Source organism: Sphingobium sp. S6, from assembly GCF_905120495.1.
Taxonomy (GTDB): domain Bacteria; phylum Pseudomonadota; class Alphaproteobacteria; order Sphingomonadales; family Sphingomonadaceae; genus Sphingobium; species Sphingobium agri.
Window position 1 is genome coordinate 80,206 of sequence record NZ_CAJHOG010000008.1, and the last position, 20,191, is coordinate 100,396.

At 58.2% G+C, this 20,191-nt stretch carries 14 protein-coding genes and 1 pseudogene; 7 read left to right on the forward strand and 8 right to left on the reverse strand.

Annotated features, from left to right (window positions below; all coding sequences use genetic code 11):
* Positions 1 to 5: 5 nt before the first annotated feature.
* From SPHS8_RS16765 to SPHS8_RS16775, 3 genes are read left to right on the forward strand one after another with little or no spacing between them, the layout of a single operon-like run.
* Positions 6 to 1,667 carry a DUF1592 domain-containing protein gene (locus tag SPHS8_RS16765; protein ID WP_236575236.1) on the forward strand — a complete coding sequence of 554 codons (1,662 nt, stop codon included), beginning with the start codon at positions 6 to 8 and terminating at the stop codon, positions 1,665 to 1,667.
* A complete protein-coding gene (locus SPHS8_RS16770) occupies positions 1,667 to 3,013 on the forward strand; it encodes a DUF1552 domain-containing protein (protein ID WP_236575237.1) in 1,347 nt (448 codons plus the stop codon). Before SPHS8_RS16765 ends, SPHS8_RS16770 begins: the two co-directional genes overlap by 1 nt.
* Positions 3,010 to 3,486, forward strand: a complete 477-nt coding sequence (locus tag SPHS8_RS16775) for a VOC family protein (RefSeq protein WP_201516555.1) — start codon at positions 3,010 to 3,012, stop codon at positions 3,484 to 3,486. Before SPHS8_RS16770 ends, SPHS8_RS16775 begins: the two co-directional genes overlap by 4 nt.
* A gap of 27 nt (positions 3,487 to 3,513) precedes the next feature.
* Here SPHS8_RS16775 and SPHS8_RS16780 read toward each other — a convergent pair whose 3' ends face one another.
* A complete protein-coding gene (locus tag SPHS8_RS16780; protein WP_236575238.1) occupies positions 3,514 to 4,698 on the reverse strand; it encodes a helix-turn-helix domain-containing protein in 1,185 nt (394 codons plus the stop codon).
* A 179-nt stretch (positions 4,699 to 4,877) separates the two neighbouring features.
* Here SPHS8_RS16780 and SPHS8_RS16785 point away from each other — a divergent pair, with 179 nt between their 5' ends.
* Positions 4,878 to 7,319, forward strand: coding sequence for a TonB-dependent receptor (locus SPHS8_RS16785; RefSeq protein ID WP_236575239.1), 2,442 nt, complete (start codon positions 4,878 to 4,880; stop codon positions 7,317 to 7,319).
* 266 nt (positions 7,320 to 7,585) lie between these two features.
* Here the strand turns inward: SPHS8_RS16785 and SPHS8_RS16790 are convergent, their stop codons facing one another.
* A complete protein-coding gene (locus tag SPHS8_RS16790) occupies positions 7,586 to 9,052 on the reverse strand; it encodes an NAD-dependent succinate-semialdehyde dehydrogenase (protein WP_201516558.1) in 1,467 nt (488 codons plus the stop codon).
* Positions 9,049 to 10,335: a 4-aminobutyrate--2-oxoglutarate transaminase gene (gene gabT / locus SPHS8_RS16795; RefSeq protein WP_201516559.1), complete on the reverse strand. Its 1,287-nt coding sequence runs from the start codon at positions 10,333 to 10,335 to the stop codon at positions 9,049 to 9,051. The genes SPHS8_RS16790 and gabT overlap by 4 nt, the downstream gene beginning before the upstream one ends.
* A gap of 135 nt (positions 10,336 to 10,470) precedes the next feature.
* Between gabT and SPHS8_RS16800 the strand changes: the two genes are divergently transcribed.
* Positions 10,471 to 11,388 (forward strand): LysR substrate-binding domain-containing protein, encoded by a 918-nt coding sequence (locus tag SPHS8_RS16800; protein WP_201516560.1) that lies wholly within the window; start codon positions 10,471 to 10,473, stop codon positions 11,386 to 11,388.
* Between the two features lie 72 nt (positions 11,389 to 11,460).
* Positions 11,461 to 12,342 (forward strand): helix-turn-helix transcriptional regulator, encoded by an 882-nt coding sequence (locus tag SPHS8_RS16805; RefSeq protein ID WP_201516561.1) that lies wholly within the window; start codon positions 11,461 to 11,463, stop codon positions 12,340 to 12,342.
* Between the two features lie 25 nt (positions 12,343 to 12,367).
* Here SPHS8_RS16805 and SPHS8_RS16810 read toward each other — a convergent pair whose 3' ends face one another.
* The 5 genes from SPHS8_RS16810 to SPHS8_RS16830 all read right to left on the reverse strand — a co-directional run bounded on the left by SPHS8_RS16810 (position 12,368) and on the right by SPHS8_RS16830 (position 18,463).
* The gene (locus SPHS8_RS16810; protein WP_201516562.1) at positions 12,368 to 13,276 is read right to left on the reverse strand and encodes a bifunctional 5,10-methylenetetrahydrofolate dehydrogenase/5,10-methenyltetrahydrofolate cyclohydrolase; all 909 of its coding nucleotides are present in this window, start codon (positions 13,274 to 13,276) and stop codon (positions 12,368 to 12,370) included.
* Between the two features lie 54 nt (positions 13,277 to 13,330).
* Positions 13,331 to 14,215 carry a formyltetrahydrofolate deformylase gene (gene purU / locus SPHS8_RS16815; RefSeq protein WP_268933212.1) on the reverse strand — a complete coding sequence of 295 codons (885 nt, stop codon included), beginning with the start codon at positions 14,213 to 14,215 and terminating at the stop codon, positions 13,331 to 13,333.
* Between the two features lie 40 nt (positions 14,216 to 14,255).
* Complete coding sequence (locus SPHS8_RS16820; protein WP_201516564.1) at positions 14,256 to 15,185, reverse strand: electron transfer flavoprotein subunit alpha/FixB family protein; 930 nt, start codon at positions 15,183 to 15,185, stop codon at positions 14,256 to 14,258.
* 1 nt (position 15,186) lies between these two features.
* Positions 15,187 to 15,933, reverse strand: coding sequence for an electron transfer flavoprotein subunit beta/FixA family protein (locus SPHS8_RS16825; protein WP_201516565.1), 747 nt, complete (start codon positions 15,931 to 15,933; stop codon positions 15,187 to 15,189).
* 70 nt (positions 15,934 to 16,003) lie between these two features.
* Positions 16,004 to 18,463: a GcvT family protein gene (locus SPHS8_RS16830; RefSeq protein WP_328805346.1), complete on the reverse strand. Its 2,460-nt coding sequence runs from the start codon at positions 18,461 to 18,463 to the stop codon at positions 16,004 to 16,006.
* Positions 18,464 to 18,892: 429 nt separating this feature from the next.
* On the opposite strand from SPHS8_RS16830, the pseudogene SPHS8_RS16835 reads away from it, so the two are divergent.
* Positions 18,893 to 20,094 (forward strand): annotated as a pseudogene (locus SPHS8_RS16835) (DUF3422 domain-containing protein).
* Positions 20,095 to 20,191 lie beyond the last annotated feature (97 nt).

A 20,191-nucleotide genomic window follows, 5' to 3' on the forward strand; every position in this document is an offset into this window, starting at 1 on the left:
GCGCTTTGTCCGCTGTCACCGCGCTCGGATCGATAGGCGCCATATTGTTGGCGGCAAGTGCCGGACATGCCGATGCGCCATTGGAACAAGCGGCTCAGCAGCAACAGCAGGCGCCCAAATTCCGGCGGCTGACCGAAGCGCAATATCGCGCCACCATCGCCGACATATTCGGACCCGATATCAAGGTCAGCGGCCGGTTCGAGCCTGACATGCGGGTGGGAGGCCTGCTGGCGGCGGGTACAAGTGCGGTGTCGTTGACGCCCGCGGGGGCCGAGCAATATGAGCAGATCGCACGGGGCATCGCTGAACAGGTGGTCGACGCGAAGCATCGCGACAAGCTGGTCGGATGCGCGCCCCAGCCGTCCGATCCCCAAGGCGCGGCTTGTGCAGAGGGCTTTTTCAAGCGGGTAGGTCTGCGGATATACAGGAGGCCGCTGACGGAAGGTGAGGTGAAGCTTGCCGTTGCCCAGACCGTGGCGGCGTCAGCGACCCTCAAGGACTTCCACGGCGGCCTTGCGATCATGCTCACGGCAATGCTGTCGGATTTGCCTTTCCTGTTCCAGACCGACCGGGAGGTTGCGGACCCCCGCGCCCCGGGAGGCCGCACGATCGACGCCTGGTCGCGGGCCAGCAAGCTCAGCTATTTCCTGTGGAACAGCACGCCGGACGAGCAACTTCTGCAAGCCGCAGCGGACGGTAGCCTGATGACCCAGGCGGGTCTCTCGGCCCAGGTCGACCGGCTTATGGCTTCGCCCCGGTTCGAAACGGGCGTGCGGTCCTTCTTCGACGATTTCCTGCAACTGGAAGGCATGATGTCGCTGTCAAAGGACGGCATCATCTATCCGGCTTTCCGCTCCTCCGCCGCACCTGCTGCCCGCGAACAAACGTTGCGCACCATCACAACGCTGCTGGTGGCGGAAAATGGCGATTATCGTGACCTGTTCACCACACGCCGCGTGGCGATGAACCGGCAGCTGAGCCCGCTCTACCGCATGCCTCATGGACCACGCGACTGGTCGATGGTCACGCTGCCGGATGATGATCCGCGCGTGGGCGTGCTGACACAGATCAGCTTCCTGGCGCTCCATTCGCACGAGGGCCGATCTTCGCCCACGTTGCGCGGCAAGGCGGTGCGGGAGGTACTGATGTGCGAGCATGTTCCCGCGCCGCCGGCCAATGTGAACTTCACCATCGTTCAGGACACAAGCAATCCCGCCTTCCGCACCACGCGCGAGCGGCTGAAGGCGCATCTGGATGATGAGGAATGCGCCAGCTGCCACAAGCTGACCGATCCCATGGGACTGACGCTCGATAGCTTCGATGGCGCTGGGCAGTTCCGGGCGACAGAAAATGGCGTGCCGATCGACACCACCGGCATGCTGGACAAGATCGCGTTCAATGACAGCGCGGGGCTCGGCAAGGCATTGCACGACAACCCAAAGGTGACGCAGTGCCTCACGCAATCGGCATGGCGCTATGCCGCTGGCCGGGCCTTGTTGCCGTCCGAGGAAACAGTCACAAACCGGCTGCATGAGGATTTCGCCCGCACCGGATATCGCATCCGCTCGCTGTTCCGGCGGATCGCCATAGATTCCCAATTCTTCGCCGTCCGGTCGCCTGCGGCGCCCCGTGTCGCGAGCAAGCCATCGTCAGGAAGGAAAGGCTGATGACGTCTTTGAACAGGCGCGGATTTCTGCTGCGCGGCATGTTGGGCGGGGGAGCGGTTGCCGTGGGGCTGCCATTCCTCGACTATTTCCTCGACAATAACGGCGCGGCCTTGGCCGCAACCTATGGCGGCGGCCGCCTGCCGGTGCGTTTCGGCACTTGGTTCTGGGGATGCGGGATGATCCCGGATCGCTGGAATCCCAAGATGGCGGGAGCCAATTACGACCTGCCGCCCGAACTCGCACCGATCAAGCCTGTGCAGGACAAGGTGTCGGTACTCTCCGGCTTTAGCGTCACGCTGGGCGGCAAGAGCAACCAGCCTCACATCTCCGGCAACGTTGGGCTGCGCACCGGGACGCCCAGTGATACCTGGCAGCAGATCGCGGGTCCGACCTTCGACGTCAGTATTGCCGACGCCATTGGCGCGGGCACGCTGTACCGTAGCCTGGAACTGAGCGCGGACGGCAACCCGCGCACAAGCTTTTCCTATCGCAGCGGGACGGAGATGAACCCCAGCGTCGCGTCGCCGATGGAACTCTACCGCCGGATCTTCGGCGCTGATTTCCGTGACCCCAACGCGGCGGAGTTCACGCCCGATCCCAAGGTCATGGCTCGGCGCAGCGTCCTTTCCGCCGTCACTGAGGAGCGCCGCCGCATGCTGGGCAAGCTGGGTGCTGAGGATAAGGCCCGCGTCGACAGCTACTTTACTTCAATTCGCGAGGTCGAGAACAAGCTGGCGCTGCAATTGGAAAAACCGCCCCGCGCAGAGGCCTGCGTCGTTCCGGCGCAGCCCGAGGACATTGCCGCCAGCACCGATGTTCCGGCCCGCCAGAAATCCCACAAGCTGATGGCGGAAATGCTGGCGATGGCGATGGCATGCAATCAGACCAAAGTGTTCAACATGGTGTTTTCGACCGCCACCGCCGATCTGCGGCAGGCTGGATCGCCAACCGCCTATCATCAGGCGACGCATGAGGAGCAGGTGGATCGCGCCAAAGGCTATCAGCCCACAGTCGATGAATTTTCGACGCAAAGCATGCAGGCATGGGCGGATTTTGTTGCGGCCATGGCAGCAATCAAGGAGGGCGACGGCACCTTGCTCGACAATATGCTGGTGGTCGCCCATTCCGAGGTCAGCTATGCCAAGAATCATGATGTGAACGGCATTCCCGTGATGCTTGCCGGCCGGGCAGGGGGCAAGGTGAAGAGCGGCATTCATGTCGCCAGCCAGGGCGATCCCATTTCCCGCATCGGGCTGACCATGCAGCAGGTGATGGGCGTTCCCGTGGATGCATGGGGCACAGAAGCGATGCGGACCTCGCGCACCTTGTCGGAGATCATGGCGTGAAAAGGGTTGCCCTGATCCTCCTGTCCCTGCTGTTGGCATCCCCCGGCCTGGCGCAACAGGCAAATCCAGCGACGGCATCAGGTTTGAGCTTCCTTTCGCTGGAAGTGGCGGACATGGCGCGTGCAAAGTCCTTCTATGTCGATGGATTGGGCATGAAATCGGTTTTCACCGTCAGCAAACCGGGTGATCCCGCGGAAAAGATCGCCTTCAACTTTTCAGGTGATCCCAGGTCCAGCGAACCGCTGTTGATCCTGATCCATCATGAAAAGCCGGATGCAACGCAGAACCGTTCGACCGGCGCGAAAGTCGGTATTCGGGTCAGTGATAGCCGCGCGGTGGCCCTACGGCTGCAAAAGGCAGGATTTCCCGTGATCAGGATCGCTGCCGCGGATGAAAAGGGGCCAGTGATCAACAGCGTGGTGCGGGACCCCGATGGAGTGATTGTGGAATTGGTGGAATTGCGGACCAGGTAGGACCCTTCTGGCCTGCCACCGTCTGACCTATCCAGTTTTGGCTTGCGCTAGCCTGCGGCGAAATTCGGTAGGTGCCATCCCGGTCCAGCCACGAAATGCCCGGCGCAAGGCATCGGAATCACACAGATCTAGCCGCTCTGCGATGTCTTCGATCGACATGCGGCTGTTGGTGAGCATGTCGATGGCCATCTCATGGCGCAGCTCATCCCGGATTGCCCGGAATGATGTTCCTGCGCTGTGCAACCTGCGCCGCAACGTCATCGGTGCCATGGCAAGGTGCCGCGCCAATTCTTCAAGCGAGGGCAGCTTGCGCCGATCGCGCAGAGCCAGCGCCATGAAGTGGCGCGACCGGCGCACGATCTCCAACGGATCTTCGCCGACCCTCAACCCGAACAGAAAGTTAAGCGTCGGCAACGCTTCGCAATCCGACATGGTGCGAATGACCGGCTGGTCAAGCATGGACGCGGCAAAACGCATTTCCAGCTGATCCGCGCCCAGTAGCAAGTTGAATGGGAGCAGTTCGACGTCCAGGTATCGCACGGCAGACTCGGGAAAGTCGAGCGCAACCATGCCCTCCAGAGGCTTGCCGATCAGCCAGCTGAAGATCGAATGGAACATCAACTGGCCATGCAGCGTCACGATTAAATCCATCTCTTCATCGCCGCTGCGCGCGCCAGTGTAGGACAGTACAGCTTTTCCGCCGCTACGCTTCAACGTCATGCTGCCCATCCGCCCGTCAATCGCCAGCAGCAATTCCTCGGTGCGCATGATCGCCTCACGCAAGGTCCGGCTGCCAACGAGGCAGTAGAAAAGCAGTCGCCAATCGCCGCCCCGGAAAGGCGGTCGTCCAGCGGCTGCGGCCTGCATGTCCGACAGTTCCACGCTGGCGCGCGACGATAGTTTTTGCAGATCCGCGATATCCAGTTCGGGAAGCGTGCTGACGAGAAATCGCTCCAGCGGTTCGTCAAAACCATTGGTCCGCAACACACCGGCAGCGTTGCCTCCGCGCCCGGCAATCAATTTTAACAGCCGCGCCACAATATGACGCCCCGGTTGTCCTATGTTCGTGGACAGCAGGCTACCACCTTCAGCGGCACTTATTGCAGTCTGGGACGGAAACTCGTGCACCCCATTACCATCCATCATCCTATGTCGCGGTTTAAGACAACGAGTTGGTGACACTAAGTCAATGGCATCGACGATCCCCGTCATCCCACATCATGGGATAAGTGAAGGATGCATTTGATCTCGCCCACGCTCCTGGTGTGAGGATGGTGCGCATCTTAAAGGGGGCGTAGCGCCTGGATAGTTCCAGGCGCTACTGCGCCAGCTATCAGCATTGTTCCACATGGTGGGATGCATGCTTATGGCGCGCAAACCCTTCCTCTAAGATGTTCGCTGCCCAGCAACGAATAATCGTCATCAAAATGGAGGGGACTATGAAAGGTCGAAGGGGTCATCATCTCATCAGCTTGTTGAGCTGTGCCTGCGGACTGGCCATCGCCAGCGGCGCAGCGGCGCAACAAGTGGAGCAGGGCGCGGAAGAACCGAACGCTGCGGAAATCATCGTAACTGCCACACGCCGCGCGGAAACGCTGCAGGAAACGCCAGTCGCAGTCGATGTCGTATCAGGACAGGAAGTCGCCAAGCTTAACCTGTTCGATGTTAAGGAAATCCAGAACGTCGTTCCGGGCCTAACCCTCGAGAATGGCGACGGCCGAAGCAATATCGCCACTTTGCGCGGCATCTCGTTCAATCCGGATAGCGGATCGAGTGACGCAGTTCAGGTCTATTTCAACGAAATCGACGTAGATCCCAACACCTTCTTCAGCGCCATTTACGACATTGGCCAGATCCAAGTTCTGCGCGGACCGCAGGGCCTGTTCCGTGGCAAGGTGTCGCCTGCAGGCTCGATCGTCATCGGCTCCGCTCGCCCGGACCTGGCCAAGCCGACCGGCTATGCACAGGCAGCAGCCAGCGATCTGCATGCCTACAATTTCCAAGGCGCGGCGTCTGTGCCGATCATCCAGGACAGCCTCGCTGTGCGCGGCGCGCTTCTATATGACCGCAACCGTGCCGGTCAGGTGAAGAATGTCGACGGGCGTAAATCCTATAACGAAACGATGAGCGGACGTATTTCGCTTGCCTGGCAACCGTCGTCAGAATTCCGTGCCGACCTGGTCTACCAATATCTCTGGACTGACACGCGTCCGTTCCGAGCCGTGTTCGGCCCCGGCAATCAGCCGAGCCCGAACAGCTTCTTCCCCCTGCGGAGCGGTCCCGCGATCAGCCTGAACGATCGCTTGGCGGTAAGCGAAGGCGCGTTGCGGTTCACCAATGAAACGCATCTCGTCACCCTCAACACCAACTATGACTTTGGTTGGGGCGAACTGGTTTTCAACGGGGGCTATCAAAAGACCCGTCTGGAACAACAGCGTGACCAGGATGAGGGGAATGCGGTCCCCGGCTATCAGCTGAACCAGCATGTCCACACCCCCTATGATCTCTGGACCGCGGAAGTCCGTCTTCAATCGCCGAGCGATTCGCGCCTGAATTGGGCGATTGCGGCCAACTATGATTATTCAAAGTTCAATGACGTCCGCGTAAACCAGAGCAATGACGTCTTTTTCACCGATCCATTCGGGGGCATCTTTCCTGGCATGACTGGACCCGGTCCTGTTCCACCGCAGATTTTCACGGTCCCTGTGGATGTTGCAGTCACCCTTCCTATCCTAAGCAAGTCCTATGCGGTGTCGGCATTGCTTGGTTATGAGGTGGTTGACGGCCTGACGATCACTGGCGGCTTGCGCCAGACGTGGGGCACGACAACTCGGACGCAGACGACTACCCTCGTAATTGATGGCGGAGCACCTACATCTTCGGTAAAGCCCAGCGTGGTAAAGCCGAGTGCTCTCACTGGTGGCGCGGCGATCAGCTGGGCCGTCAATCCCGATCTTAACCTCTATGCTAACTACGGCCGCTCTTTCCGTCCCGGCGTGGCAGCGACCGGCGTTACTACCGATCTAGACCAGAAATATCTTCAAACCCCTGACGAGACGTCGGACGGCTTTGAAATCGGCTTAAAATCAAGCTTGTTCAACCGGAAAGTGACACTCAATATTGCAGCCTTCTATCAGACGTTTAAAAACTATGTTGATTTCGCGCCCGATCTGAGGACCAACTCTTCACGCGTTCCCGGTCGCACCGATACAGCGACTGCGCCGCTGCCGACATTTGGTGATGCGATCAGCAAGGGCGTTGAAGTTCAGCTAGGCTTCCAACCTTCTGAATGGGTGGATTTTAACGTAAACGCTACTTACGCGGACGCTCACTACGATAACGCCAAACTATATTGTAACGATTATAATGGTGACGGCGTGCCGGACTCCATTGGTACGCCCAGCGTTCCTGGAACTGAGCAGGTAGCTGTTTGCACCCGCAACGATCGTATCGCGGATGTTCCAAAATTCAGCCTGACCAGCAATGGTGAAGTTCGCTTCGCCATGGGTTCTCTGACCCCGTTTGTTCGGGGGCTGCTCTCGTATCGGCCTGGTTTCAGGTCGCAGAATAGCGACTATACATATCGGGACTTCACTAAGATCGATCTTTTTGTCGGCCTGCGTGGTGAAGATCGTTGGGAGTTCAACCTGTTTGTGAAGAACCTCCTCGACCAAACCCGTGCCCAGCGCGTGTCCCAAGGTAACTTCCAAGTCGGAACGCGCTCGCTGCCCGTGTTTGAAGCCCTTGATCCGATCCCATTCGATTCCGGCTATCGTTTGGCGAACATAACGGCGCCACGCGAATTCGGCGCCACACTGCGCTTCAACTGGTAATTGATCGGCCGGGGATCTGCGAACTGATCCCCGGCCATTACCATTCGCCTATCGGCTAATCCCGTCTGGCTGACGGCTTACCCGCCTCAGCTGCAACTTCGGCGAGAGAGGGCAACCGATCCATTGCGGCGACCGTGGCGCAAGGCAATGGTCGTAACCCGGCGGACAACCAAGCGGAACTCCATGCATTCGCCTCGCTAACCCGGGGATCACTCCTTTAGGAACAAGCGCCATGCTTGGGCCGCGTGAACGACGCTCTTCTGCTTTCAGAAGCCGCTGTTTACACCCGTGCAGACCACCTTCAACTCTATATAGTCATCGATGCCCCAGTGGGACCCTTCGCGACCGAGGCCTGATTCCTTGACGCCGCCAAAAGGCGCGACCTCTGTCGAGATGAGGCCGGTATTAAGACCGACCATTCCATACTCCAACGATTCCGAAACGCGAATGCTTCGATCCAGATCACGCGTGTAGACGTAGCTGGCTAATCCCGCCGGAGTGTCATTCGCCATTTCGATCGCTTCACCCTCGCTTATGAACCTCACTAGGCCGGCGATTGGGCCGAACGTCTCCTCCTTGCAAAGCAACGCCTCGGCAGGAACGTCTGCCAGAACGGTAGGAAGGAAGAAATTACCTTCGCCCTTAATAGCGTAGCCGCCGGTCAGAATACGGGCCCCACGCGCCACTGCATCGTCGACATGAACGGATGCCTTGGCCACTGCCCTCCCGTCAATCAGTGGCCCTTGGTCGGTTGGGCCGCTCATGCCGGCTCCGACTACAAATTGGCTGACGCGTTCAGCCAAGCGCCGCGAAAAGACATCGAAAATGCCATCTTGGACCAGAAAGCGATTTGCGCAGACGCAGGTTTGGCCGGTGTTCCGAAATTTTGACATCAGGGCGCCTTCAACTGCGCTCTCGATATCGGCGTCATCAAAGACAATGAAAGGCGCGTTCCCCCCCAGTTCCAAGGAAACACGCTTCACGGTCGACATGCACTGCGCAGCCAGCATTTTGCCTACGCCTGTTGAACCCGTAAACGTGAATTTTCGGACCCGCGGGTCTGTGGTCATTACTTCTCCGATAGGCGCCGCATCGCCCGTCAGGACATTGAATATGCCAGCGGGCACTCCGGCCTCCTCAGCCAGTACGGCGAGAGCCAATGCGGAAAAAGGCGTGAGTTCAGAGGGCTTTAGCACGAGTGAGCAACCGGCGGCCAAAGCAGGTCCTGCCTTGCGCGTGATCATCGCCAGGGGGAAGTTCCAGGGTGTGACGGCAGCGACAACGCCTACCGGCTCCTTACGCACTGCTAGACGGCGATCGGATGCGTGGGGCTGGATCAACTCGCCATTGATCCGGCGCGCTTCCTCCGCGAACCATTCCAAAAATGAAGCGGCATAGATGACCTCGCCTTTGGCTTCGGTGAAAGGCTTACCCTGTTCCAGCGTCAGGATCGTGGCCAGATCTTCCTGATGCGCGAGCATCAGTTCACCCCAGCGCCGCAGAATAGTGCCGCGCGCCTTCGCAGCCAGCTTGCGCCATTCGCCCTGAGCCTGACAAGCCGAAGTGATCGCCCGTTTTGTCTCTTCGGCGCCCAGGTTGGGAACAGTCCCTAATACAGAGCCGTCTGCGGGATTGGTGACGGAGATTTTCGCCGCACCTTCGACCCACAGTCCATCAATGAAAGCCGCCTCCTTAAGCAAGTCGGGTCGAAAAAGATTGTGCGGGAAGGTCACGCCACCTCCCTCGCGACAGCTGTCAACGCTTTCTCCAGAATATTCAGGCCTTGCTCCAACGTTTCATCTTCAACAGTCAGAGGCACCAGAATTCTTATAGCCTGACCAAATTGGCCGCAGCTTAGCAAAATCAATCCATTTTCAAGTGCGCGGGCGCAGACTCGCTTTGCCTCGTCGCCATCCGGCTGGCCATGTTCATCAACGATGTCGAAAGCAATCATCGCTCCGGGCCCCCGCACGCCGGTGATTTTCACCAGATCCTTATTCCGGGCGAATTCCGCAATCCGTTCGCGAAGTCTGTGGCCGATGACCTTGGCACGGTTGAGGAGATCTTCATCCTCAATAACATCCAGCACGGCCAATGCCGCAGCGAGCCCGACGGGAGAGCCCCCGTAGGTGCCCCCCAGACCGCCTGGACCGATGACGTCCATCACGTCTGCGCGCCCGATAACGCCGGAAATCGGAAAGCCGCCACCTAGCGACTTCGCTACGGTAATAAGGTCTGGCTTGATCGGCACATGTTCGATGCCGAACATTTTCCCGGTTCGCGCGAAGCCAGTCTGAACCTCGTCCGCAATCACCAGAATGCCATGGCGACGACGGATATCATCCAGCGCATGGAAAAATTCGGGCGGTGGGCTGTGGAAGCCCCCTTCGCCCTGAACCGGCTCGATGACGAAAGCCGCGATGCGCTCTGGTTCGATGTCGGCCGCAAACAGGAAGTTGAGAGCCTTGAGCGTTTCCTCAACGCTGACTCCTGTTGTTGGACTGGGATAGGGAAGATGGTAGATTTCCCCAGGAAATGGTCCAAGCCCTTTCTTGTAGGGCGAAACCTTGCCGGTCATTGCGGACGTCAGCAGGGTTCGACCGTGAAAGCCGCCTGCAAAAGCAATGATGCCGGGCCGGCCCGTCGCAACGCGCGCAATCTTGACAGCATTCTCGGTGGCTTCCGCGCCGGTCGTGAAAAAGATGGTTTTGGCATTGCCATCCACGGGCGCCAAAGCGTTCAACCGCTCCGCCAGTTCTATATAAGGGGGATAGGCAACGACCTGAAATGCCGTGTGCGTGTATTTGTCGATCTGGTCGCGAACTGCTGCGATTACCTTGGGGTGGCGATGACCCACGTTAAGAACCGCGATCCCGCCCGCGAAATCGATATAAGCATTACCTTCGACATCCCAGATGGTGGCATTCTCAGCTCTTGCAGCGATGATATTGGTGGCGGTGGCAACGCCTTGCGGAATGGCTTTTGCGCGACGAGCGACATATTCGAAGTTCCGCATCTGATGACCTTCATGAGGGTTTCTGTAATCGTTCCTGATGCTGACACACTAGGTCATTCCGCATTCCGGGAGCAGTTGCTTTCGGCGTCCAGTTTGGTAACCTGAGGTTACCACCTATTCATATGGCTGAGCTCGATGAATTCACCATTGCCTCCTTTCTCAGCCCTCAAGGCCTTCGAGGCGGTAGGCCGATTGGGTGGTATCCGGCGAGCGGCGAAGTCCCTCGGTATAAGCCATGCCATAGTGAGCCGTCACGTAAGAGGGCTGGAGGAGCGCCTAGGCGCTACATTACTGGATCGGGACAGCGGGCAGCTCACCGCCGTCGGGTTCGATTATCACGGTCGTCTGATGAAGGTCTTCAACGAATTAAGAGAAGCAACCGCTGCAGTCCGGGCGAGGACTGATGGCAAGCTTGTTATATCCTGCGTTGGAGGATTGGCCCTGCATTGGCTCGCTGCGCGGCTCGCGATGTCGTCAGGCCAGAATGGAATGCCGCCAGTCGATCTTCGATCGGAGGAAGCGCTCCTTGATCTCTCGAACAATGCGGTTGATGGCGACATTCGATATATTGGCGATTGCCAGACGCTGGACCGGAAGCGAGGGGTGCGAACGGTTGAACTGGCAAGACCACATGTTTTTCCGTTGGCCTCGCCGATGTTCATTGCCCGATGGGGCGACAAGATCAGGTCAGCGGAAGACTTGGCTAAATTGCCGCTGATCGAGGAACGCAGCGATGTGGAATGGCGCATGTGGATGAAGGCACAATCTATCGATCTTCCGCCCAACACTCCGACAGGTCGATACGGCCATGCTCATTTGGCGCTGGCTGCCGCGCGTGCCGGCCAGGGTGTCGCGCTTGGTAATCACTATCTCATTGCCGAAGATCTTGCGGCGGGTAGACTGGTAAAGGTCATGCCTCGGGAAAAGGAATTCTTGCCTGTTGCGCTGGGGGCCTATGTTTTCAGAGGCCCCGCCAATCGGTGGTCGGATCCATCAATCGTCCGTTTCAGACGTTGGCTTGGAGCGCAATTTAGCGCGGACCCGGCATATTGACGCGTTTTCAAAAGGCTCGCCCGAGGAGCGCTTGCCTCAACGCGTTCCGTTTTGAAGTCAGGGCAGGGGGAAATGTCTGAAATGTTATCACTGGAATATCTGGCTTCGTCTGAATGGAACGGCAAGATCGCTCGGCTTATCGCTTTGGAAGGTAAACCGAGAGTGCAGGCTTTGTTCGACATGTTCTCGCATGCACTGCGGTCAGACGAGATGATGTTGTTTCATTTTCGCGGCAATGCCGGCCCCGAGATAGTTGAGCATCGTACATCGAAGTCCATCAGGGAGCAACAGATCAATGATTACAAGAACGGCTTTTATCTTACCGATCCATTCTACCTCGCTATTGAGAGATCTACTGAGAACCAAGCAATCAGTCTCAGAGATGTGGTAGATCAGGAGGATTTTCAGACCAGTGACTTTTTCGTACGACACTATGTTGATACCGATCTCGCCGACGAAATGTGCTATTGCATGTCGGATAGCCAAGGTGGACGCATATTACTTTCCTTTGCGCGCTCACGTGATGCGGGGCTCTATACGGATGAGGAATTGGAGCTAGCCAAGGCGATTGCTCCCATAGCGTTCGGCACCCTTTCCTCAAGCTGGAGACATCTTGTCGACCCGAAGCATCTCATTCCCCCCTCGCCTGAAGAAGTGAAACTGCATGACGACCTAAAAAGAGCTCGAGATAATTTTGGCCGTTCCCTGTTGACCGATCGTGAGTTCGAGGTCGTTCAGATGATGCTGAGGGGATATCCGATAGATGTGATAGCGAAACGGCTGAAAATGGCCGAGGGTACGGCAAAGGTGCATCGACGGAATATTTACGCCAAGTTGGATATCAGCTCGATGGCGGAGCTGTTTTCGCTGTTCATCGACGTAGTTGGGGAAGTGAATGTCGGCCTGGATGCCGATCCGCTGCTTCAATATGGGCAAGTGCCGCGCAGCAACTGAATCGCTACGTGTGCTCGTGCCGCGCCTAACCCACGCGAGGGATGGATTGGGCGCCTTGAGCATCCGGCGGGCGACCAGCCGTCATCATGTTGGCGGCGCGGATGGTATTCGATAGCAGGCATGCGATCGTCATCGGCCCGACGCCACCAGGGACCGGAGTGACGGCCGCGGCGTGCTCCAGTTCCGAAGTCACCGCATCGCCCACGATCATGCTCCGGCCATCCTTGTCGACGACCTTGTTGATGCCGATGTCTATCACGATCGCTCCCGGCTTGACCCAGCCGCCGCGTACCAGGCCTGGGCTGCCCGCAGCTACGATCACGATGTCCGCTGTCGAAACGATAGAGGGCAGATTGCGCGTGTTGACGTGTGTGACGGTGACGGTGCATTCCCTTTCCAGCAACAGCAGGGCGACGGGCTTGCCGACGATGTTGGACTTTCCGATGACCACTGCCTTGAGGCCGCAGAAATCCTGCACCACGCTTTCAAGCAGGAGAAGGCAACCGAGCGGCGTGCAGGGGATCAGTCCTTGAGTGCCCGTAGAGAGCCGACCGACATTCACCGGGTGGAAGCCGTCGACGTCCTTTGACGGACAAATGCGGTCCAGCACCACCGCTGCGTCAATATGCCGCGGCAGTGGTAGCTGGACCAGGATGCCATGCACGGAGGGATCGATGTTCAGCGCATCGATCTCCGCCAGAAGCACGTCCTGGGTCGTTTCGCTCGGAAGGCGCCGTTCAATCGACGCTATTCCGACCCGTTTGGAGGCCTTCAACTTGCGCGAAACATAGACATGGCTCGCCGGATCATCACCAACCAGAATGACCGCCAAAGTGGGCGCGATGCCGCAGCGTGCTCGAAAGGCGGCGACGTCCCCGCGAACCGTATCCAATATGCCATCGGCCATCATCTTGCCGTCAATGATCTTCGCCATGGTCAGCCTTATTATGCGAATGTTCAGGGGACGGCCCGACGCCGGTGGCGGTGTTCAGCCCACGCGGTCGGCGGCGTAACTGTCCGGGCTTGCGGGAAAGACAATTGTCCGGTCGCCATTTACAAATACACGATGATGTATGTGGGCGTGGATCGCGCGCGCCAATGTGCGGCTCTCCACATCCCGTCCGATGGACACATAATCGTCCGCGCTCTGCGCATGTGTGACGGCTATGGTTTCCTGGTCGATAATCGGGCCCTCGTCCAGTTCCGCGGTAACATAATGGGCGGTGGCGCCGATCAGCTTCACGCCGCGCTTGTGGGCTTGGTGGTAAGGCTTTGCACCTTTGAACCCGGGTAGGAAACTGTGGTGGATGTTGATGACCCGGCCTGGCATCCTGCGGCATAATTCGTCCGAAAGCACCTGCATATATCGGGCCAGCACGATGAGTTCGGCTTGCGCGCCCTCGATGATCGCCATCAGTTCGGCTTCGGCTTCGGCCTTATTGTCCTTGGTCACCTTGATATGGTGGAATGGCAGATTGTGGCTCAGCACGAGATGCTGATAGTCGAAATGATTGGAGACGACACCCACGATGTCGATCGGCAGCATGCCGATCTTCCATCGATACAGAATGTCGTTCAGGCAATGCCCAAAGCGGGACACCATCAGAATGACCTTCATCCTGGTCGTGGAATCGTGAAACTCGAAATTCATATTCCACTCTGCGCCGATCCGCGTGAAACCCTCCGCGATCTCCGAAAGGGGCTTCCCTTCTTCGGAAATGAAGCTGACCCGCATGAAGAAGGTGCCGGTTTCCACATCATCGAATTGCGACGAATCCGAAATGCTGCAGCCTTGGCTTGCCAGGTAGCTGGAAATCGTGGCCACGATCCCGCGCTTTGAAGGGCAGGATACAGTGAGAATATCGGTCGTCACATTCTTCTCCAAAATTCTATGACCAGTTGCGCGCTCGGCTTCACAGCTTTGCGGTAAGCTCGGGAACGGCGGTGAAAAGATCGGCGACGAGTCCGATATCGGCGACCTGAAAAATGGGAGCGTCCTCGTCCTGATTGATGGCGATGATGGTCTTGCTGTCCTTCATGCCGGCAAGATGCTGTATCGCGCCCGATATGCCGACCGCGACATAGAGTTCGGGAGCAACGATCTTGCCCGTCTGTCCCACCTGATAGTCGTTGGGCGCATAGCCCGCATCGACAGCGGCGCGGCTGGCGCCCACGCTTGCACCCAGCTTGTCGGCCAACGGCATGATGATTTGCGCGAACGTCTGTGCGTCCTTAAGCGCGCGACCACCAGCAACGACGGTCTTCGCGCTGGTCAGTTCGGGGCGTTCCAGTTCAGCGATTTCCGCCCCAACGAAGGTGGACAGGTTGGCGTCCGCCACGACGGAAAGCGGCTCAACGGCAGCCGAGCCACCGGTTGCCGACGTCATGGGAAATGCCGAACCGCGCACTGTGATGACCAGCTTGAGGTCCGTGGATTCCACGGTCGCTATGACATTCCCGGCGTAGATCGCGCGCGTGAAGCTTCTCTCTCTCTCCACGGAGAGGATCTCCGAAATTTGCATGACGTCGAGCAAAGCGGCGACACGTGGCGCCACACTTTTCCCCTTGCTCGTAGCCGGGGCAAGAAACGCATCATAGCTGACCATGAGGTTGGCGACGAGAGGCGCGACATTCTCCGGCAGCGCGTGTTCGTAACAAGCATGATCAGCCAACAGGACCTTATCGACGCCCGCGATCCCCGCCGCCGCCACGGCTACGGCGCGGCACGCAAATCCGGCCACCAGCAAGTCGACGGGGCCGAGTTTGGCGGCGGCCGTGACGGCAGACAGGGTGGCGTCCTTTACCGCGCTATTGTCATGTTCAACCAAAAGGAGAGTTCTCATCTCAGGCAACCCCCATTTCCTTGATTTTGACGGCCAGAGCCTCCGCATCAGGCACTTTGATACCGGCGGAGCGGGCGGGCGGTTCAGCTAGTTTCAGGGTCTTCAGGCGCGCGGTGCAATCCACCCCGTAATCCGCCGGGCTCTTTATCGTGACGTGCTGCTTTTTCGCCTTCATGATATTGGGAAGCGAGGCGTAGCGTGGCTCATTCAATCTAAGATCGGCAGTGATGATCGCAGGGAGGGAGAGCCTTACTGTTTCCTGGCCACCATCGACTTCACGCGTAACGTCGATTTTGCCGCCATTGATGCTGAGCCGGCTTGCGAAGGCGCCCTGCGGCCAAGTGAGGAGGCCTGCGAGTATCTGTCCGGTCTGGTTCGCATCGTCGTCTATCGCCTGTTTCCCCAGGATGACGAGGTCAGGACTGGTTTCTGCGATGATTTCTTTCAGGATCTTCGCAACCGCGAGCGGTTCGACGTCGGGGTCGTGCTCAACAAGGATGGCGCGGTCGGCTCCCATAGCCAATGCCGTCCGCAACGTGTCCTGAGCCTTCGCTGGGCCTACAGAAACGACGATGACCTCGGCCGCCTCACCCGATTCCTTCAGGCGAACCGCTTCCTCAAGGGCGATTTCATCGAAGGGGTTCATAGCCATCTTGACGTTCGCAAGGTCAAGGCCGCTTCCGTCTGCCTTGATCCTTGGCCTTACGTTGAAACCTATGACCCGCTTCACGGGGACGAGAATGCGCATGATATTCTCCCGATCAGGCTAAGCGCCTTCAAAGATGTAGCTGCTAATGCGGGGGTGGAGCCTTTGGCGGTCACACCTTGATGCGCAGACCCTTTGGATCATACCAAGGGCCCAGCTGCGCCTCTACCTCATGCCGCTTCCACGCGATCTCGACCTCAAAGCTGTTCGCTTCCAGGAACGCCTTGTCGACACCATCCTCGTGATGGACATAGCCCATGCCCAGCGAGGCCCCGACGCGATGCCCATAGGCTCCCGAAGAGATGTCGCCGACTATCCGGTCGCCGATCCACAGGGGCTCGTTATGAAAAACAAATGGTGCGTCGGGATCCTTGAGCTTGAACTGGACGAGGCGCTTGGTCAGCTTACCTGCTTCCTTCTGACGCAGGAGTGCATCGCGGCCGATGAAGCCGCCGGGTTTGTCCAGAGCGACTGCGAAGCCGAGGCCGCCCTCCAGCGGTGTATCTTCTTCGCCGATATCATGGGCCCAGTGGCGATACCCCTTTTCCATGCGGAGCGAATTGAGCGCGAAGAAGCCGGCGTCGCGAAGTCCTAATTCCGCTCCTGCTTCGACAAGGACATCATATACATGCTGTGCGAATTCGGCCGGCATATAGAGTTCCCAACCCAGTTCACCCACAAAGGTGACGCGGCTCGCACGGACCTTGGCGTAACCAAGGTCGATCTCCTGGCTGGTGCCGAAAGGAAACGCTTCGTTGGAGAAGTCGGCGGGCGATATCTTTTGCAACAGCTCGCGCGATTTGGGTCCCATCACCGCCAGCATCGGCAATCCTGACGTAATGTCGACTACATGAGCCAGCGCGTCATCGGGGATATGCCGCTTCAACCAAGCCATGTCGCGGCGCTGGGATGCGGCGATGGTGACAATCATGAAGGATGTTTCGGACAGGCGCGTGATGGTGACATCGGCCTCGATGCCGCCCTTGGGATTGAGCCATTGCGTGTAGACCAGCTTCCCCATCGGAACGTCGATCTCATTGGCGGAAAGCTTGTTGAGCACCTTGAGGGCGTCGCGACCCTCCATAAGATATTTTACGTAGCAGCTGAGGTCGAAGACCGAGACATTCTCCGCCGTATTGCGACATTCGGCGGCAGTGTCGTCGAACCAGCTCGGCTTATGATAGGAATATTCTACTTTCGGCGTCGTCCCTGCGCCGCCGAAGAAGCCGGGCCGTTCATACCCGTTCATTTCGGTCATCCAAGCGCCCTTGGCGATCAGGCGGTCATGGAAGGGGCTCCGGCGAACATTTCGCGCAGTCTCCATCTGCAGGTTGGGCCAATGCATGTTGTACATCGCGCCCAGCGTTTCGGTCGTCCGGTCGTGAAGATATTTCTTGTTCGTCTGGAAAGAGACTGTGCGACGGACATCGACGTCGACCAGTTCCACCGGCGGCATGCCGTCCTTGATCCAGTCCGCAAGAACCTTGCCGACGCCGCCTGAAGACAAGATGCCTACCGAGTTGAAGCCACAAGCGGTAAACAGGCCGCGCACCTCGGGCGTTTCGCCCAGCAGGTAACGGTCGTCGGGGGTAAAGCTTTCAGGTCCATTGAAAAATAGCTGGATACCCGCATTGGCCAACAGCGGCACACGGTTGACTGCGAGTTCTAATATGGGTTCGAAATGGTCGAAATCTTCGGGCAGCGTATCGAAGCAGAAATCGGGTGAGATGCCATTCATGCCCCAAGGCTTCGCGTTAGGCTCGAAGCAGCCGAGCAGCAGCTTGCCGGCGTCCTCCTTATAATAGGCGTGCTCATCGGTAACGAACATGACAGGCAGGTTGCGCGGAAGTTCGGGGATCGCCTCGGTGACGATATAGAAATGCTCTGCGGCATGCAGGGGAAGGCTGACGCCGATTTGGGCCGCCAGATCGCGCGACCACATGCCGCCGGTGATGACGACCTTTTTCGCCCGTATTTCGCCCCGTTCCGTCATGACGCCGACAGCCTTGCCGCCTTCGACGATGATCTTTTGGACCAGGCATTGCTCAAGGATCTTGGCGCCACCCATGCGGGCACCCTTTGCATAAGCCATCGTGACGTCGATCGGGTTGACCTGGCCATCGTTGGGGAACCAGAAACCGCCGACAATGCCGTCGATGTTCAGCGGCGACCAGCGCTCCTTGATTTCCCCCGGCGCAACAGGTTCGACTGGCAAGCCGAAATTGCGTCCCATGGATGCGCCGCGGGCAAGTTCTTCAAGCCGCTCGGGCGTTTTGGCGAGGCGTAGCGAACCCCGCTGCATATAGCCGGTTGCCATGCCCGTTTCGGCTTCCAGCTGCCCGAACAGCTGGCCCGTATAATAGGCAAGCTCCGTCATCCGCCGGTTAGCGCGAAGTTGGGTCACTAGGCCGGCAGCATGCCAGGTTGTGCCACAGGTCAATTGCTTGCGTTCGCACAGGACTACGTCTGAAATGCCTAATTTGGTCAGATGATAAGCGATGGAGCATCCTGCGATGCCGCCACCGATGATTACGACTTCGGCGGAACTCGGATATGACGTCACAAAAAACACTCCAGAAATCTGCGATGTAGAGAGTGCGGAGAGCTATTCACTTGCACATGGGAGATATGCGCCGATCTCTCAAATCATCACCCGGCAACAGGTCCGTAAATCTTGATCGGAGCGTCTGACTGTCCGGCAAATAAACGCATCGATCATCAAAATCGTTGTATGGATGCATAGTGCTGGCGACACGCTGGTGGAACAATACCCCGCTCGGGGTAGGAGCATGATCGGCTCACACCAGCTATATCCCCACCAGCGTAATCGAGTGGCGAACTTACGCATCTGGAACTGATTTTAGCCCGGATGGGATCACGCATCTTTGCACCTGATTTGATGAGGGTGCGCGGTTGCGAGAAAGGTGCCGGAGAAGGATGGCCAATTTAAGGGGCACGAAGCGTGAGAGAACATGAGCTTCGCAAGCGGGTCGTCGGAGAAATGCACTTGCGGCGCTGGCCACGGCTTTCAGCGTCGATGCAGATCGTGCAGATACTCAACATTCTGGATGACCAAGATCGGGCACGGGAACAGGATTTTGTCTCCCAGTTCAGCGGGAATCCAGATTGCCTGTCCGGCGCAAACCATGTTTCGGGAACGCGGCATGGCGGGATAGCCTACAGCTGGGAGCGTCACAGCGAAGCAAGCTCGATCACTCTTTTTATCGGCCCCGGCCAAACGGACCTGGCCGACTACGCTGTTTCACAAATGGAAAGACTGCCGGGCGCCACGATTCGTGCAACTAAAATCAAGACCGTGCAAGACGAGGCAGAGGCTCAGAACTTGGAGGAAATAGCGTCGTCGGCGATGAACTGGTATCCTGCCATGTGGGGGACAGTATTCGCATCTGGTCCGATTTTCGTATCGGCGCCGATGGTTATGGCAGGCTTCTGGTAGCTGCAAACGTAGCTAGCGACAGCGATCTCACACGTACCGTGCAGCGTCTTCAGGAACTGGGGAATTACCGCAATCTGGCCCTCATGGGTTTGCCGGTTGCTCAAGCGCAATCGCGCTTGCTGCACGAAGCCGAAGCTAGGCTGGGAGACCTGAGTCACATGTTGAGCCGTCCGGAAGTTCGTGACGACGACCTGCTGAGTGAGCTAAGCCAACTCTCGTTGGAGATTGGCGCCCTCGCGGGCGCTACCAATTATAGGATGAGCGCAACGGCCGCGTACGCCCAACTGGTTGAGGAGCGGCTGGCCGAACTGGCTCCATGCCGGATAAAGGGGTGTCAGTCGCTCACCGATTTCACCCAACGCCGCTTTCTTCCAGCGATGCGCACATGTGCGAGCTTCACCACACGGTCGCAGCGGATCGCCGATCTCGCGGCACATCTTTCCAGCTTGCTCAGGACCCGGATCGAAACGCGGATCGAAAATCAGAACGCAAGGCTTCTGGCCTCGCTGGAGCGAAACACCGGCATGACCCTGAGAGTTCAGCAATTGGTAGAGGGATTATCTGTAGTGGCCATCAGCTATTATGGTGTGTCGCTCCTAGGGCATATGCTTGAGGGGGTAGAGGCCTTCGCGCCTGCTCTGCACGGTTCGGCGATCCTGTCCGTCGCAACGCCGATCATATTGATCGGAACTTGGCTTTGCTTGCACCGGCTGCGCGACGCAGTGCTACGGCAGCCTGACGATTAAGGCAATTCAGAGCAATTGGAACATGAAACGCCGTAATGGAAGGTTTGGCCGAGTCAGATGAAAAGCCTGCATTGATCGGACAAGCATAAGCTACCCT

Excerpts from the sequence above, each read along its gene's own strand:
- SPHS8_RS16785 (WP_236575239.1), top strand. The coding sequence starts at position 4,878 with ATGTTCGCTGCCCAGCAACGAATAATCGTCATCAAAATGGAGGGGACT.
- SPHS8_RS16825 (WP_201516565.1), bottom strand. The coding sequence starts at position 15,933 with ATGCGCATTCTCGTCCCCGTGAAGCGGGTCATAGGTTTCAACGTAAGG.
- SPHS8_RS16770 (WP_236575237.1), top strand. The coding sequence starts at position 1,667 with ATGACGTCTTTGAACAGGCGCGGATTTCTGCTGCGCGGCATGTTGGGC.
- SPHS8_RS16810 (WP_201516562.1), bottom strand. The coding sequence starts at position 13,276 with ATGGCGAAGATCATTGACGGCAAGATGATGGCCGATGGCATATTGGAT.
- SPHS8_RS16820 (WP_201516564.1), bottom strand. The coding sequence starts at position 15,185 with ATGAGAACTCTCCTTTTGGTTGAACATGACAATAGCGCGGTAAAGGAC.
- SPHS8_RS16780 (WP_236575238.1), bottom strand. The coding sequence starts at position 4,698 with ATGACGGGGATCGTCGATGCCATTGACTTAGTGTCACCAACTCGTTGT.
- gabT (WP_201516559.1), bottom strand. The coding sequence starts at position 10,335 with ATGCGGAACTTCGAATATGTCGCTCGTCGCGCAAAAGCCATTCCGCAA.
- SPHS8_RS16800 (WP_201516560.1), top strand. The coding sequence starts at position 10,471 with ATGAATTCACCATTGCCTCCTTTCTCAGCCCTCAAGGCCTTCGAGGCG.
- SPHS8_RS16805 (WP_201516561.1), top strand. The coding sequence starts at position 11,461 with ATGTCTGAAATGTTATCACTGGAATATCTGGCTTCGTCTGAATGGAAC.